The organism is Thiomicrorhabdus chilensis DSM 12352, assembly GCF_000483485.1.
GTDB classification, from domain to species: domain Bacteria; phylum Pseudomonadota; class Gammaproteobacteria; order Thiomicrospirales; family Thiomicrospiraceae; genus Thiomicrorhabdus; species Thiomicrorhabdus chilensis.
On record NZ_KI519609.1, the window covers coordinates 509,952 to 524,044 of the forward strand.

The following is a 14,093-nucleotide window of genomic DNA, read 5'->3' on the forward strand; positions in this document are numbered from 1 at the left end:
AGAGTCTGTTGCAAGCGCCCAAGGTCGCCTTGCCCCCACTCTCTTTTGGCAAAATTCTAAATCATGACGACAAGCACCCAACATAATATGGAAGACGCGATTTGGCACTGGATGTTCTGGAAACGCGTGGTCATTCATTTTATTAAACGCAAAGGCACGGATGCGGCGGGCATCTTGGCTTATACCTCGTTATTGGGCATTGTGCCGATGTTGGCGGTGATGTTGAGTCTGTTTTCGGTCTCTTCTTATTTTGCGGATTTTGAATCCCTGGTGATGGAGCAGGTGGTGCACAATTTGATGCCTTCTTCCCAGCCGGTAATTGAATCTTATTTGGTGACGTTTTCCCAGCAGGCGGTGAATCTGAAGGGGCCAGGTTTGATTGTGATGTTCATTACCACCATTATGCTGTTGTGGAAAGTGGACGACAAACTTAATGGCCTTTGGCCCAATGCACGCAGAAGACGTTGGTGGGTGAGTTTGCTGCACTATTTGGGTATTAGCCTACTGGGACCGATTCTGCTTGGTCTCAGTCTGCTGACCAGCTCTTACCTGTTGGCGGTTCCTTTGCTTGAAGAAACCTATCCGCTGCTGCAAAAACTCACCTTCGGCATCAGCCTGTTGCCTTTTGTGTTTGCTTTTTTAGGCTTCACGGCTTTGTACAAATTTGTGCCGCATTACCCTGTCAGCACTAAAGCGGCAATGATAGGGGGGCTGTTGGCCACTTTGCAGTTGGAGCTGTTGAAAGAGGGCTTTGCGCTCTATGTGCAATGGTTTCCCTCTTATAATCTCATTTATGGTGCCTTTGCCGCAGTGCCTCTGTTTCTGTTGTGGCTTTATCTGATGTGGGTGATTGTTATCTGGAACGGAGCCGTGGTGGCGGTATTGAACCAACGTTATCATCCTGCCAGGTTGTTGAAAAAAACGCCGGAGCAAACGGAATGACAGCTGCGCTGAGAATGAGTCTGCTCTCGATTATTTTAGTGTCGGTTATGGTTTTGAGCCTGCAGTCCGGCAGTGTGAATTTGTCCTTGATCGACTTTTGGACAGGCCTGTCGGAACAGCAGTCTTTGGTATTTTGGGAGATTCGCATGCCGCGCATTGTCATGGCTGCTCTGGTGGGAGCCGGTTTGGCAGTTTCCGGTGTGGCTTTGCAGGCCCTGTTTCGTAATCCGTTGGCCGAGCCCGGGCTGATTGGCGTGTCCAGCGGAGCCGCGCTGGGTGCGGTGATGGTGATTGTGTTGGGCGGAGCCTTGTGGGGCGAGGTGCTGAGTTGGCAAATGAGCCTGTCGGCTTTTGCGTTGGCCGCCGGCGTGACGCTGTTGATTTACCTGATCGCCACCTCAAAAGGGCATACCGATGTGGCCTTGATGTTGTTGGCGGGGGTGGCCATCAATGCGGTGGCCGGGGCTTTGACCGGACTGCTGATCAGCGTGTCCAGCGATGTGCAATTGCGTTCGGTGATTTTCTGGATGATGGGCTCCTTATCCGGGGTTTCGTGGGACGGCATCGCTTTGCTTGGAAGCGTAACTTTGCTGGCTTTGGCCGTGTTGTACCGCTTGCGCCACCCACTGAATGCCTTATTGTTGGGCGAGCAAAGCTGCCTGCATATGGGCTATGCGGTGCAGTCTCTAAAATGGCAGGTTATGACGGCTAGCGCAGTGTTGGTGGGCGTGTCGGTGGCACTGGTGGGAATCATCGGCTTTGTCGGTTTGATGGTGCCGCATATGGTGCGCCTATGGGTCGGGCCGGATCACCGTCAGTTGATCCCGTTAAGTGCTTTGGGAGGCGCGCTTTTATTGGTATCGGCCGACTGGTTGGCGCGTTCGGTTGTGCAACCAGCCGAATTGCCGATCGGATTGTTGATGGCGTTGCTTGGCGGCCCCTTCTTTTTGCTGATGCTGTTGAAGCGTCGTGAGGTGGGGGTATGAGCTCAGAAATGACGCCAACTCAGCAGACGGATAACGCACTGGTGTTTGAGGAACTGCATTACCGCGTAGAGGGAGCAACCCTGTTAAGCGAGGCCAGTGGCCGTTTTGAGGCCGGGAGGATACATGCCATCTTAGGCCAGAACGGTGCCGGAAAATCGACCCTGTTGCGTTGTTTGACCAAAGAGCGGCCGGCCAGTTCGGGCAGGGTGGTGTTGGCGGGTCATGATTTGCAATCTTTGAGTTACCGTGAATTAGCGCTTCGCCGAGCCGTCTTACCGCAGAATCCATCATTGGTGTTTGCGTTTCAGGTGGAGCAGCTGGTCGGTTTGGGCTTTGATGTTCAGCATTGGTCGTCTGACAGTCGCGCTATCGCCATGCAGGCCATTCTCCAGGCCTGTGATTTGGTGCACTTGGCCAAGCGGGATTACTTGAGCCTGTCAGGTGGCGAGCAGCAGCGGGCGCATTTGGCGAGAGTGCTGGCACAGATCTGGCCCAAAAATCCCGACACCAGTCAGGCCTTTGCCGGTAAATGGCTTTTTTTAGATGAATGGTCGGACGGGTTGGATCTGAAACATCAGGTGAGATTGAGTGCTTTGTTGCGTCAATGGGTCAAGCAAGGGTTGAGTGTGGTCATGATTTTGCATGACCTGAATCAGATTATGCAGTGGGCCGATGACTGTATGATGCTTAAACAGGGGCGGGTGTTCACCTATGGCTCGGTGCCAGAGGTGATGACGCCCGAGAATATCGAATCGGTTTTGGGTGTCTCAGTCAGGGTTCTGCAAAGTGAAGATAGCGTTTCTACGATGATTTTTCCGCAGCTTAGCTAAATTTCTCTGGAATTTTTTGGCGGACTTCCGGTCTTGTAAATGAGTGCCGTTGGTTTTGGTTTGGATCAGCGTTTGAGTCAGATAGGGTGAATCGGTCTATATGAAAAATAAACAGCGTTTTTTTGAACAGCTGGTCAACGCATACAGTAGCGATTTGTATCGTTATGCCTATTGGTTATGCAAACAGCCTTCCGTGGCCGAGGACTTGGTGCAGGAAACCTTTTCCCGAGCTTGGAAAGCTCTGGATAAACTCCATGATGACAAAGCGGCCAAGGCGTGGCTGATCACCATTCTGCGTAATGAAAATGCGCGGATGTACGAGAAGTTTCAGCCCAAATGGGTCGAGATAGAAGAGAGTCTGGCTTCGGATGAGGGACGGCATGACCCGTCATTAAGCCTCGAACAACGTGAGTTAAGGCAAGCCATTATGGCCTTGCCCGACGATTACCGCGAGCCGATGGTGTTGCAGATTCTTTGGGGGTTCAGCGGTGAGGAAATCGCCACCCAGCTCAACTTGAAGTTGGCCACCGTCAATACCCGTCTATTCCGTGCACGTCAGCAACTTAAACAAATTATGAACCTTGAAAGCGAGACGCCTTCTGCGGCGGATACAGGGACAATGAAAAAATGAATGAATTTGATTTTCGCAAACGACTGTTAGAAAACCCAACGGATTTGGATGAGGAGATGTTGGCTTTTTTAAAGGATAACCCCGATCAGGAACAGATTCTTAAACATTTCCGTTTGGTGGATCAGCGCATTCAAGAGGCTTTGCATATTGAGGCACCGGAAGGCTTGCAGGCAAGAATTCTGCTGAACCAGAGTTACCAGAATTTGCATGAAAATAACGAGTCGACGGCAAAACCCTTGGGCCGAGATTCCGAACCTAAGCAGCCTTCTGAGGTGGCATCTGCCTGGTTGCCGTGGTCTTATTTTGGAACCGGTTTGGCCGCAAGCCTGTTGGTTGCGTTGCTGGTTCTCGGGCCGTGGAAACCGCTCCCTTTTGGCGAAAGACCTATTTCCGGTGATGCGATGGTGGTGCATATTCTGGAGCATATCGAAGCCGATCCCAGTCTAATGCTCGCGCAAACCCCGCCACATAGCCCGGAGCAACTGCAAAGTTTGTTCGCTTCGGTGGGGGCGAGCCTGAAAGAACCGATCGATTCGATGAGTTACGCCGGGGAGTGTGAGATCGAAGGTCGTCTCGGCCTGCATATTGTCATGCAGGAGGAAACCGGTCCGGTGACGGTGATTGTGATGCCCGGCCAGAAACTGGCCGCGATTGAGGCCTTCCGTGCCGGAGGCTACAGCGGGGAGTTGATTCCGGTGAAAGGCGGCATGGTGGCGATTATCGGCAACAGCATGGAGCAGCTTGCTTTGGCTCAAGCCCGTTTTTTCAAGGCGGTTCGTTTCGGTTAATGCTTTTCTGAAAATTCTGATTTTTTGAGTAAACACACAAAACCAACAGGCCTGTTGGTTTTGTCTTGCTTAAAGGTTGTTTGCTAGTTTTACCGGGCTTTAGGTTTTATGTTTTTTTAGCCATCATTGGTTTTACTCTCGGTATTGACACTCAGTTTCTGATAAAGCCCCAGTGCGATTAGGGCGAAGGTGGCCGAGATAAACAGCAATGCCGGATAGATAAGCTGACTCAGATCCGTCATGCCCGCTTTGAAAATATAGACCAGGCCTTCCAGACCGATGGCGATGATCAGGATGGTGATGATTTTGGTCAGGGTTTTTCGGGCTTCCTCGGGCGAGCGCAATTCACGTTTGCGGAACAATTCTTCCTCCACCAGGTATTTGGCGACATCAATCAAAGCGATGGCGACGATGGTTGCGCCAATGGCCTGCAACATGTTCTGGATAAACAGTTCGGTGGACGAAAAGTCGATAATGATCTGCCAGACCGAATGCAACATCAGAATCAGGGCGATGGAGAACAACAGCAGGATGGCAACTAAATAGAGCAGGTTGCCGATGCCGGAGAACAGTTTTTTAAGCATAGCCTTTCCTAAGGAAATGGGTGTGCCATTCATTATGAAGCCCATAATGGAATTTGCAACCTATGCAACTTTTGCAATCTCTACAGCCATGAGAAAAACGGACAGGCCTGTCTGTTTTACAGAACCCAACCTGCACTTACTCTCATTGAACAAGCGGGGGAATGAAAAGTTTCGCTAAGGGTCGTTCGCCACCTTTAAGTGTTGTTAAGCACTCGTCAAATCCAGGCATATGGCGGTGACTTGCGGATCGTCACTTAAAACCTTGTGTCTGAAGCCAAACTGTTTCGCCAGTTCGAGCATGCCGCGGTTTTCCGTCAGCACTTCTCCTTCCATCTGTCTCAGACCTTTGGATTTGGCTTGACGTATCAGACTTTGCAATAACAAAGCGCCGACCCCCTGATGCTGGAAGTCGTCACGCACCACAATCGCCATTTCGCAGGAGTGGCCGTCAGGATTGGTGGTATAGCGCGCCACTGCGATCTCAATGGTTTCGTCCTGTGCATTCTGAGTGGTGGCGATAAAGGCCATCTCACGGTCATAATCGATCTGCGTGAAGCGTGACAGCATCTCCGGGGTCAGCGTTTGCAGGTTATTCATAAAACGCAGATAACGACTGCGTTTCGAGAGATTTTTAACAAAGTCGATTTCCATTTTGGCATCTTCCGGACGTATCGGACGAATTGTCAGCTCCAGCCCGGTTTGCGTCTGTGTTTTATGACTCAGTTCCGCCGGATAAGGATGGATGGCCATATGCTGGTAAGGCGTGTGCTGTCCCTCTCTGGAGTGCACTCGAATGCGTGCATCCACCGCCATCACGCCATTCTCGTCGGCAAACAGCGGGTTGATGTCCAGCTCCATGATTTCCGGTAATTGCGAAACCATGTCGGAGATGCGCAGTAACACATCCACAATGGAATCGAGATCGACCGCCGGCAGCCCTCTGAAATGGTCGAGCATTTTGGAGACTTTGGTGCGGAGGATCATTTTCTTGGCGATGTAGGCGTTCAGTGGCGGTAGGGAGATACTGCGGTCTTGCAGGACTTCCACGGCGGTTCCGCCACTTCCGAAAGTAATGGCGGGGCCAAAGACAGGATCGCGCATCACCCCGATCAACAACTCTCGGGCGTGGGAGGTGGGGTGCATGGGTTCAACGGTCACACCAAGGATATTGGCATCGGGTTGCGCTTGCTGGATGCGTTCCACCATCTTGGTGAATTCATGGCGCACTTCCTGCACTGAGTGGAGGTTGAGTTTGACTCCGCCGACATCTGACTTGTGGGTCAGGTTGGGGGAATTGACCTTGATGCTGACCGGGAAGCCCAGCGATTCAGCCGCCACCATGGCTTGATTGGCATTGCTCACTTCGACCGCTGCGGTGATCGGGATGCCGAAAGCGTGCATGACGGCGCGGGTTTCGGTACTGCTTAAAAAGGTTTTCTGTTCGCCGAGAGCGGCTTCTATGATGAGGCGCGCGCCATTGACGTCGGCCGGTTCGCAGTATTGGTTGGCGGTGGCCGGAGCCTGCATCAGCAGACGTTGGTTTTGATGGTAGGCTGACAAAAAAGCAAATGCTTCAACCGCCGCTTCCGGGGTGCGGAAGCTTGGAATCTGGTGGCGGCTGAAATGATTGCGCGCATCGCTCACCAGGCGTTCTCCAAGCCAGGCGGTGAAAATCGGTTTGCAATGGGGCGTATTGTGATAAAAATCGGTGACGGCTTCGGCGATTTCAGTCGGTTCGGTCATCGCCTGAGGGGTCAGCAACACTAGAATGCCGTCGACTTGAGGATCGTCCTGGCAGACTTGTAGGGCTTTGCGGTAACGCTCGCCGGTGGCGTCTCCAAGAATGTCGATCGGGTTGCCGTGTGACCAGTGTTGGGGTAAAAAGGCATCAAAGGCTTTGATTTGTGTTTCTTCAGGTTGCGGAATCTGAATGCCCAGTTCTGCCGCACGGTCGGTGGCCATTACACCCGGACCGCCGCCATTGGTGAGGATCGCCAGGCGGTTGTTTTTAAGGGTAATGTGGTCGGACAGGGTTTTGGCGGCGGCAAACAGTTGCGAGATGGTCTGCACTCGAATCGCACCGGCGCGTTCAATGGCCGAGTCGAAAACGTCATCGGCCCCGACCAATGCGCCGGTATGCGAGAGTGCCGCTCGGGTGCCTTCCGGCATTCTTCCGGATTTGAGTAAGATCACCGGTTTCATGCGTGCCGCCGCCTTGAGGCCGCTGATGAAACGACGTGCATCGGCGATGCCTTCAATGTAGAGCAGAATGCTGTGGGTTTTTGAATCGGCGGCCAGAAAGTCCAGAATCTCACCAAAATCGATGTCGGCGGCATCCCCGGTGGAAATCACTTGTGAAAACCCGACATCATTGGCTTCCGCCCAATCCAGAACCGCCGTACATAAAGCCCCCGATTGCGAAACCAAAGCCAGGTTGCCCGCTTGCGCCTGATTTTTACTGAAGGTGGCATTCAAGCCGATTTCGGGTCGCAAGATACCCAGACAGTTGGGGCCTAATAAGCGCATGCCGTAGGCGTGTGCGGTCGCGGCAATCTGCTGTTGGAGACGTTTGCCCGCTTCGTTTTCAAAGCCGGCAGAGAGAATCACCAGGTTGGCCACGCCTTTTTCGCCACAGGCCTGGACAATGGAGGCGATGCTGTGTGCCGGGGTGGCGATCACGGCCAGTTCGGGAATGTCGGGCAATTGTTCGATATTCGGATAACACGCTTGATTTTGAACCGTGTCGTGTTTAGGATTGATGGGGTAAATCGGGCCTTTGAAGCCGGCAGTAAGCAGGTTGTGCAAAGCATTGCCGCCGACTGATTCCGGGCGGTCGCTGGCTCCGAATACGGCCACGCTTTGAGGTTTGAAAAGCTTCGATAGATAATGCGGTCCCATTTTTACCCTCTTGCCTTTTAGGAGAACGGTTGCATGAACCTCTATATTACTCATTCTCTGTGTCGTTTGCATGACAATGGGTTGGGACATCCGGAAATGCCCGAGCGGATTGCGCGGATTCAGGATCAACTCATCAGCACGCAGTTGTTTGACTGGTTTTTACATGCTGAATCACGCGCCGCCAGCGATGACGAGTTGAGTTTGGCACATCATCCTGACCTGGTGAAACAGATTGCTGAGGCTCTGCCGGAAAAAGGCGTCAGGGAAATCGGTGAGGACATTAGCTTAAGCCCCGGTTCTTTGCAGGCCGCCCGCCATGCGGCCGGTGCCGTATTGGATGCGGTGGACGCGGTTGAAAGCGGGCGTGCCAAAAGGGTTTTCTGCAATGTCCGTCCCCCTGGGCATCACGCCGAATACAACGAACCCAAGGGATTTTGCCTGTTCAACAATGTCGCCATAGGCGCGGCTTATGCGTTGCAAAAATACGGCTATGAGCGCATTGCGATTGTCGATTTCGATGTGCACCACGGCAACGGCACCGAATCCTATATTCGCCGTGAGCCTCGAGTCTGGTTGGGTTCCAGTTTCGAGTCTCCGTTGTATCCTTTCAGCGACCCGTTTTCCGATGTGCAGAATATGGTGAAGATGCCACTTGAAAAGTACAGTGACAGCGCCGTTTTTCAGGAAGCCTGGCTGAACCAGGGATTGCCGGCTTTACGTGCTTTTGATCCGCAATTGATTGTGGTGTCAGCCGGTTTCGACGGCCATTTTCTGGACCCGATGGCCAATCTGCGCCTGCACGAAAAGGATTACCTGTGGATTACCCGTGAGATTGTGCGCATTGCCGATGAGTGTGCCGACGGCAAGGTGATTTCGGTATTGGAAGGCGGTTACGACCTGGCGGCCTTGAGCATGAGTGCCGCCGAACATATCAAGGAATTGTTTGGTTTGAACGCCTAGCTCCAGCCATTAAGCTAGGGTGTGATTGTATTGACTCTTTTCTTCAAGACGCCTGAAAATGGACAAGCCTGCTCATTTTATTTGGTTTTGTTTCTGCCATAAACGGTTTTCACGGCAGAGCCAATCAAAAATTTTTCAGAAGTGCCTGTATCTGCCGCTTGGCGCTTTCGAAATCGATCTTTCCGGTGATCTCATAGACCTTGCAGTGTTGTAACAGGGTTTGGTAGTCCTGTGGTTCGGGTTCGAAGCCATTGGCCAAAAAGCCGTTTTCATTTGGGGCGTAGAAAGGCCCCGGGGTTTTCATAATGGCGGGAAGCAGCTCTTTTCTATCATTGATGTCGACTTCCGTCACTTGGGTTCGGAGCGGACTTAGCGCCTGCCAATTCAGAATGAAGAGTGCGTCGAGTTGCGCTTCGCTTTGATAACAATCTTCATGATAGAGTTGGTTTACCGGCGCGTCATACTTTTGTTCCAGAGCCCGTAAGGACTCGCTGGGCATGGCAAGGAAGCGCTCACGTTCGGTTTGGCTGATCAAATTTTGTAATCGCGGATTATGCACGATGGTGCCCGGATTGATGCGTGGTTGCTTGGGAATGCCGCGCATGCTCAAAAAACCGTCGTCTTGTTGTTTCATCAGTAAACGGTCATTGCTGATGAAATGTTGGCCCTCTTCCAACAGGTGCAGCATCAAGGTGGATTTCCCGCCTCCGGAAAGTCCGGCAATCGCCAGGCCGTGGTTGTGTATCTGCAAGGCCGAGGCATGCCCCAGCAGCCATTGATGGCGCAGGTGGTGGTTCAGATATTGGGTGAGGACAAAGTTGATGATCTGGCTGCTATGGGTTTCCGCCGGTCCGAAAGCCATGGGGGACACCGCCTCCGTAAACGGAGCAGGTTGCATAAACAGCATGCCGGTTTTGACCTTATGAAGCAGGCGTACTGGATGCTCATCCAGTCGAACGTCGGCCACGGCATCCTTGCGGCCGGTTTTTCCGGGCTCTCTTTGCCAGTCCTGCCACTCGGTTTGTTGAATGGCGTTTTCCAGGACGTCGCTCTGATAGACGACAATGGTTTGCTCCGAACTCAAGTTTGAGGTCGAACTCCATTCGCTTAGTCCGGCAAAATAGTACCGCAGAGTCTCAAGCAAGGCTTGTGAATTACTGCGCACCTCTAAAGGGAATCCCTTTAAGTCAAGGGAAAGCCCTTTGGGTTGAAGCCGGGCCTCTTTAGAGGTGTTCAGCAGGTAGTCGAGTAGGTTTTGCGCGTTAGGATTAGTACTCATGTCGGATTATTCAACAGCTTGTCTATGACGTAATCGGCATACTGTGCCGCCATATTCAGTCCCAAACCGTCCTGGGCACCTTTGAATCCACCGAATGCGGAGACCTCAAAGCAGACCGGTCCGGTTTCAGTTTCGGCGATGTCAACGGTGGTGTAGCTTAGGTTGAACTGCGCTTGTGCCTTATGCGCCATGGCGATTATCTCATCACTGGGTTCGACTTGGGCATATTTTCCGCCTGAATGGATGGTGGTGTTCCAGCTGTTGCCATTGCAGACCCTGGCGTAAGCACCTTTGTATTCACCGCCCAGGAAAATCAGACCCATATCATGGCCGGGGAGGTCGAGTTTTTTCTGCACATAAAAGAAGCCATGTACGTTAAAGTAGTCGAGCAGTTGTTTTTTGAGCTGCTTTTCCGGTGTTTTGCTCGACAGCACTTCCATGCCGCGCGCTTTGGTCGAAAACAGCGGTTTAAGCACCACTTTTCCGAACTTGTGTACTGCCTGAAAGGCCGCTTCCAGATCTTCGGTGATGAGGGTTTCCGGCATCGGAATCTTGGCTTTGGCGAGCGATACGGTGCAACTCATTCGGTCGACCAGACGGATGATTTCGGCAGGATCGGAGTATATCTGCACGCCGCAGCACTCCACAAAACGCAGGATTTCAAGGCGGTCGAGTACTTTAGGTGAGTAGGTCTGGGAGATTTTCTTGATGATGATGCCGTCGAGCTCGCACAAGCATTGATCCTTGTAGAGTACTTCGGGTTTGGAGAGGTCGGCGACCACTTTTTCAATATCGATCACACAGCGGAAGCCGGTACGGGCTTCGATTTCATCGGCCAATACTTCGGTCGACCATTTGCCGGGAATGCCGACTACGCCAATTTTGAGTTCGGACGGAGTTTTATTCACGGAAAATTTCCTTTGGAATGCGGTAAGTTGTATGTTGTTTGGTGTTGAGTTTGATTAACTGTTCAAGCAGATACCGACCACGGTAGTGCATGGCTTTGGCATGCTCTTCATCGAGTACGAAACGTGTGGAGCTCAGGAACGAGCGCGCCAACCCCAACGCCATTCTCAGATGATAACTCTGGTCATTGATCTGTTCTGCATAACGTTCACCGAACTCATAAACCCCCTGCATGGTGAGCGCAATCAATTTGCGCACATTGGGGTCGAAATTGAGCATGCGGTAATTGGAAACCATGAACACCGACAGGTCTTGTACATAATCGGAATATTCGGAGCGATGCAGGTCGATGAAACTGATCTGCTTTTCAAGCGGATCGTAAATGATGTTGTCCACATTGAAGTCGCCGTGAATGTAGACGCTTTTGGGCGGGCGGAATTTCTTTTCCAGACGTGCCGCTTTGCTCAGCAAAGACTCCAGAGAGATGCGTTCGACGTCTCCGATTTTGAATCCGCGCACGTCAAAATCCGGATGCACCCGATAAACGTCCTTGAGGCGTTTCTTAAGTTGCCCCATGTAGTTGGCCGAATGGCGCTCCTTGATTTGAGTCTCTTCCCAGATTTCCAGCAGCAGTGAAAACAGTTGGTTCAGTCCGGCTTCCAGGTTTTTACGGTCCAGGTTGACGATCAACTTGTCAAAGGTCTCTCCGGTCAGATATTCATAGAGCAAGGCTGCTTTGTTACCGCTTTTATGGTAGGAATAAACCTTGGGCGCAATGCCGGGAAATTTCTTATTCCAGCTTTCAATGCCTTTTTTCTCGTCCAGCAATTTCTGTTTTTGACCTTCCTTGAAGATCGCCAGCAACTCATCATCGGTCGGGTCGTTGCTTGAGACACCGGAGATGGTGCAGCCGGATTTGGTCTCGGCCATGCTGGTGATGGAGAACTGCGGGGCATTTGGATCAAGGTCAAGCGCACTCAAGGTCTCTTCCAGAGAGTGGTAACGTTCCAGCTTGATGCTTTGCCCGAGGTTGGCGGAAAGGATGGCTTCGCCGATACGCAAAAGCCCGTCACCAAGTTGGTTGATGTCCTTGATGATGAAGCTGGCGTTTAACAGGGCTTGTGTCTGCTGGCCTTTTTTGAGGCGCTCCTGATAATTTTCCAGTTGCTGTTGACACAGTTTGCTGATGCGTAATTGCAGACGACAGATGTCGACCGCGGTCTGTGAAGTCTCGGAAAGCATCGCCGTCTCAATCAGCTCCAATCCGGTGCGTAAAGTATCTAAGGCTTTTGCCAGAGCGGGCTTCTGAAGCAGTTTGAAACCGCTCATATTGAGCGCTTGGTAAGCGATCCGTTCCAACTGTCTGGAGAGCTCTTTCAGGCTGTGGGTCAGGTGCTGATAACTTTGAGTCAGAATCTGAATGTCGTCATCGGATGCCTTCCGACACTCCACCAGCAGATACTCCGCAGTACGGTTGAGCAAGGTGATTTGGAAATTGTCGATGTAGTCGACCCGAGCCAGGCTTTTTTCGGCCAGTTCCTTATCCGCAGTTTCCAAAAAGGCTTCCAGTGATTGGAGCTGTTTGTGGATTTCAATGATCAGGAAACGCAGTGGGTCAAAGAGTTCAGCAGGTGTTTTCATGACGCCATCAATTATTTCGTTTTATTGGCATCGATAAACAAAGGGGTATCGTCAATGGAGGATTCGGTGTCCGAGGACCAACTGATTTTGATGCTGAGGCTTTGTGATTTTTTGCTCTGTTCTGCTTTGATTTTCAATTTGGCGAGGGTTTCCGGAGTCAGGGTCAGTTCGTCTTCGTCATCGGACAATACAATTTCACCTTTCTTGAAGCCTTTCATCACCGCTTTCAGATAGTTGGCGATGGCTTCTTTGTCCTGCAGGGATTCGTGTGAGAAATCTTTAATTTTTTTAGCCATGGTTGCTTAACCCGTCTACCTCAAACAAGGCAATTAGTATAACGCGAAAAAGGGTGGAAGCGCGATCAATAATCGGTGATGCTTATGAAAGTTTTATGACAGGATAAGTGTTGTAAATCTTATTGGAAGCCTTGTTGGTAAGGCTTTAAGCCTCACAGAAATGAGACTGTGAGGCGATTTTTTGGAGGCTAAATGCCTGAAACGATAGCGATTAGAGGGCGAAGTCGGTGAAGTCGTCCTTGTCCACTTTGGAGTCCACTTGACCCACCAGATAGGAGCTGATTTCCGACTCCTGCGGTGCCACCTGCACATTGTCGCTGACCAACCAGTTGTTCATCCATGGCAGCGGATTGCTTTTGTTTTCAAAAATCGGTTCCAGTTTAATGGCTTTAAGGCGCACATTGGTGATGTACTCCACATAGTCCTTGAGGATGCTGGCGTTAAGGCCGATCATGGAACCGTTTTTGAACAAATACTCGGCCCACTGTTTTTCCTGCTCGGCGGCCTGACGGAAAATGTCGTAGGTGGCTTGCAGTTGCTCTTTGGCGATGACCGCCATTTCCGGATCGTCCTTGCCTTCGGCCATCAATGTGATCATGTTCTGGGTTCCGGAAAGGTGCAGTGCCTCATCGCGGGCGATCAGTTTGATGACCTTGGCGTTGCCTTCCATCAACGAGCGTTCCGCAAACGAGAAACTGCACGCAAAAGAGACATAGAAACGGATCGCCTCCAGCACGTTTACCGACACGATGGTCAGATACATCGCGGTTTTGATTTTTTTACGGAACTCGTCGTCCTTCTCCAAATCAATGCGGTTGGCATACATGTGATTGGTCAGGGCGATCAGCTGGTCATAATATTCGGTGACGCTGACGGCACGTTTGACAATTTCATCATTGGTGACGATGTCGTCGAACACCAACGAAGGGTCGGACACGATATTACGAATAATATGGGTGTACGAACGGCTATGGATGGTCTCCGAAAACGCCCAGGTTTCAATCCAGGTTTCCAGTTCAGGAATGGAAACCAAAGGCAGCAGCGCCACGTTTGGCGAGCGCCCCTGAACCGAATCCAGAAGGGTTTGATATTTGAGGTTGCTGATGAAAATGTGCTGTTCATTCTCGGGCAGATTGGCATATTCGGTACGGTCGCTGGAAAGATCGACCTCTTCAGGACGCCAGAAAAAACTCAGCTGCTTTTCGATGAGTTTTTCAAAAAACGGATACTTCTGTTGATCGTAACGCGCTACGTTGACATTTTGTCCAAAAAACATGGGTTCTTTCAGTGCGTTATTCTGCTCGCGACAAAAGGTGGAGTAGGTGTGTTGGTCTTTACAGCTCATATCTATG

13 protein-coding genes are annotated in these 14,093 nt (G+C 51.4%); 6 read left to right on the plus strand and 7 right to left on the minus strand.

The features are described from left to right. The first annotated feature begins 63 nt into the window (after window positions 1-63). The 5 genes from B076_RS11890 to B076_RS0102460 all read left to right on the plus strand — a co-directional run bounded on the left by B076_RS11890 (window position 64) and on the right by B076_RS0102460 (window position 4,177). Window positions 64-942 carry a YihY family inner membrane protein gene (locus B076_RS11890; RefSeq protein ID WP_084205684.1) on the plus strand — a complete coding sequence of 293 codons (879 nt, stop codon included), beginning with the start codon at window positions 64-66 and terminating at the stop codon, window positions 940-942. Further along, window positions 939-1,928 (plus strand): FecCD family ABC transporter permease, encoded by a 990-nt coding sequence (locus B076_RS0102445; RefSeq protein WP_051347130.1) that lies wholly within the window; start codon window positions 939-941, stop codon window positions 1,926-1,928. Before B076_RS11890 ends, B076_RS0102445 begins: the two co-directional genes overlap by 4 nt. After that, the gene (locus tag B076_RS11895) at window positions 1,925-2,758 is read left to right on the plus strand and encodes an ATP-binding cassette domain-containing protein (RefSeq protein ID WP_084205686.1); all 834 of its coding nucleotides are present in this window, start codon (window positions 1,925-1,927) and stop codon (window positions 2,756-2,758) included. Before B076_RS0102445 ends, B076_RS11895 begins: the two co-directional genes overlap by 4 nt. A 100-nt stretch (window positions 2,759-2,858) precedes the next feature. Then, window positions 2,859-3,389 carry a sigma-70 family RNA polymerase sigma factor gene (locus B076_RS11900; RefSeq protein ID WP_038150356.1) on the plus strand — a complete coding sequence of 177 codons (531 nt, stop codon included), beginning with the start codon at window positions 2,859-2,861 and terminating at the stop codon, window positions 3,387-3,389. Beyond that, on the plus strand, window positions 3,386-4,177 hold the full coding sequence (locus tag B076_RS0102460; RefSeq protein WP_028485905.1) for a DUF3379 family protein: 792 nt from the start codon (window positions 3,386-3,388) through the stop codon (window positions 4,175-4,177). The genes B076_RS11900 and B076_RS0102460 overlap by 4 nt, the downstream gene beginning before the upstream one ends. 116 nt (window positions 4,178-4,293) lie before the next feature. On the opposite strand, the gene B076_RS0102465 is transcribed toward B076_RS0102460, so the two are convergent. Both B076_RS0102465 and B076_RS0102475 read right to left on the minus strand, forming a co-directional pair. Next, window positions 4,294-4,761 (minus strand): hypothetical protein, encoded by a 468-nt coding sequence (locus B076_RS0102465; protein WP_038150358.1) that lies wholly within the window; start codon window positions 4,759-4,761, stop codon window positions 4,294-4,296. Window positions 4,762-4,965: 204 nt separating this feature from the next. Continuing rightward, the gene (locus B076_RS0102475) at window positions 4,966-7,659 is read right to left on the minus strand and encodes a bifunctional acetate--CoA ligase family protein/GNAT family N-acetyltransferase (protein ID WP_028485908.1); all 2,694 of its coding nucleotides are present in this window, start codon (window positions 7,657-7,659) and stop codon (window positions 4,966-4,968) included. A gap of 33 nt (window positions 7,660-7,692) precedes the next feature. On the opposite strand from B076_RS0102475, the gene B076_RS11905 reads away from it, so the two are divergent. Beyond that, the gene (locus tag B076_RS11905; RefSeq protein ID WP_038150360.1) at window positions 7,693-8,619 is read left to right on the plus strand and encodes a histone deacetylase family protein; all 927 of its coding nucleotides are present in this window, start codon (window positions 7,693-7,695) and stop codon (window positions 8,617-8,619) included. Window positions 8,620-8,743: 124 nt separating this feature from the next. Here B076_RS11905 and B076_RS11910 read toward each other — a convergent pair whose 3' ends face one another. The 5 genes from B076_RS11910 to nrdB all read right to left on the minus strand — a co-directional run bounded on the left by B076_RS11910 (window position 8,744) and on the right by nrdB (window position 14,086). Further along, window positions 8,744-9,898, minus strand: coding sequence for an HprK-related kinase B (locus tag B076_RS11910; RefSeq protein WP_051347132.1), 1,155 nt, complete (start codon window positions 9,896-9,898; stop codon window positions 8,744-8,746). Then, complete coding sequence (locus B076_RS0102490; protein ID WP_028485909.1) at window positions 9,895-10,806, minus strand: GAK system ATP-grasp enzyme; 912 nt, start codon at window positions 10,804-10,806, stop codon at window positions 9,895-9,897. The genes B076_RS11910 and B076_RS0102490 overlap by 4 nt, the downstream gene beginning before the upstream one ends. After that, complete coding sequence (locus B076_RS0102495) at window positions 10,799-12,445, minus strand: aminoglycoside phosphotransferase family protein (protein ID WP_028485910.1); 1,647 nt, start codon at window positions 12,443-12,445, stop codon at window positions 10,799-10,801. The genes B076_RS0102490 and B076_RS0102495 overlap by 8 nt, the downstream gene beginning before the upstream one ends. Before the next feature lie 11 nt (window positions 12,446-12,456). After that, window positions 12,457-12,741 carry an amphi-Trp domain-containing protein gene (locus tag B076_RS0102500; protein WP_028485911.1) on the minus strand — a complete coding sequence of 95 codons (285 nt, stop codon included), beginning with the start codon at window positions 12,739-12,741 and terminating at the stop codon, window positions 12,457-12,459. Window positions 12,742-12,952: 211 nt separating this feature from the next. Next, window positions 12,953-14,086 carry a class Ia ribonucleoside-diphosphate reductase subunit beta gene (gene nrdB, locus B076_RS0102505; protein ID WP_028485912.1) on the minus strand — a complete coding sequence of 378 codons (1,134 nt, stop codon included), beginning with the start codon at window positions 14,084-14,086 and terminating at the stop codon, window positions 12,953-12,955. Between the last annotated feature and the right edge of the window lie 7 nt (window positions 14,087-14,093).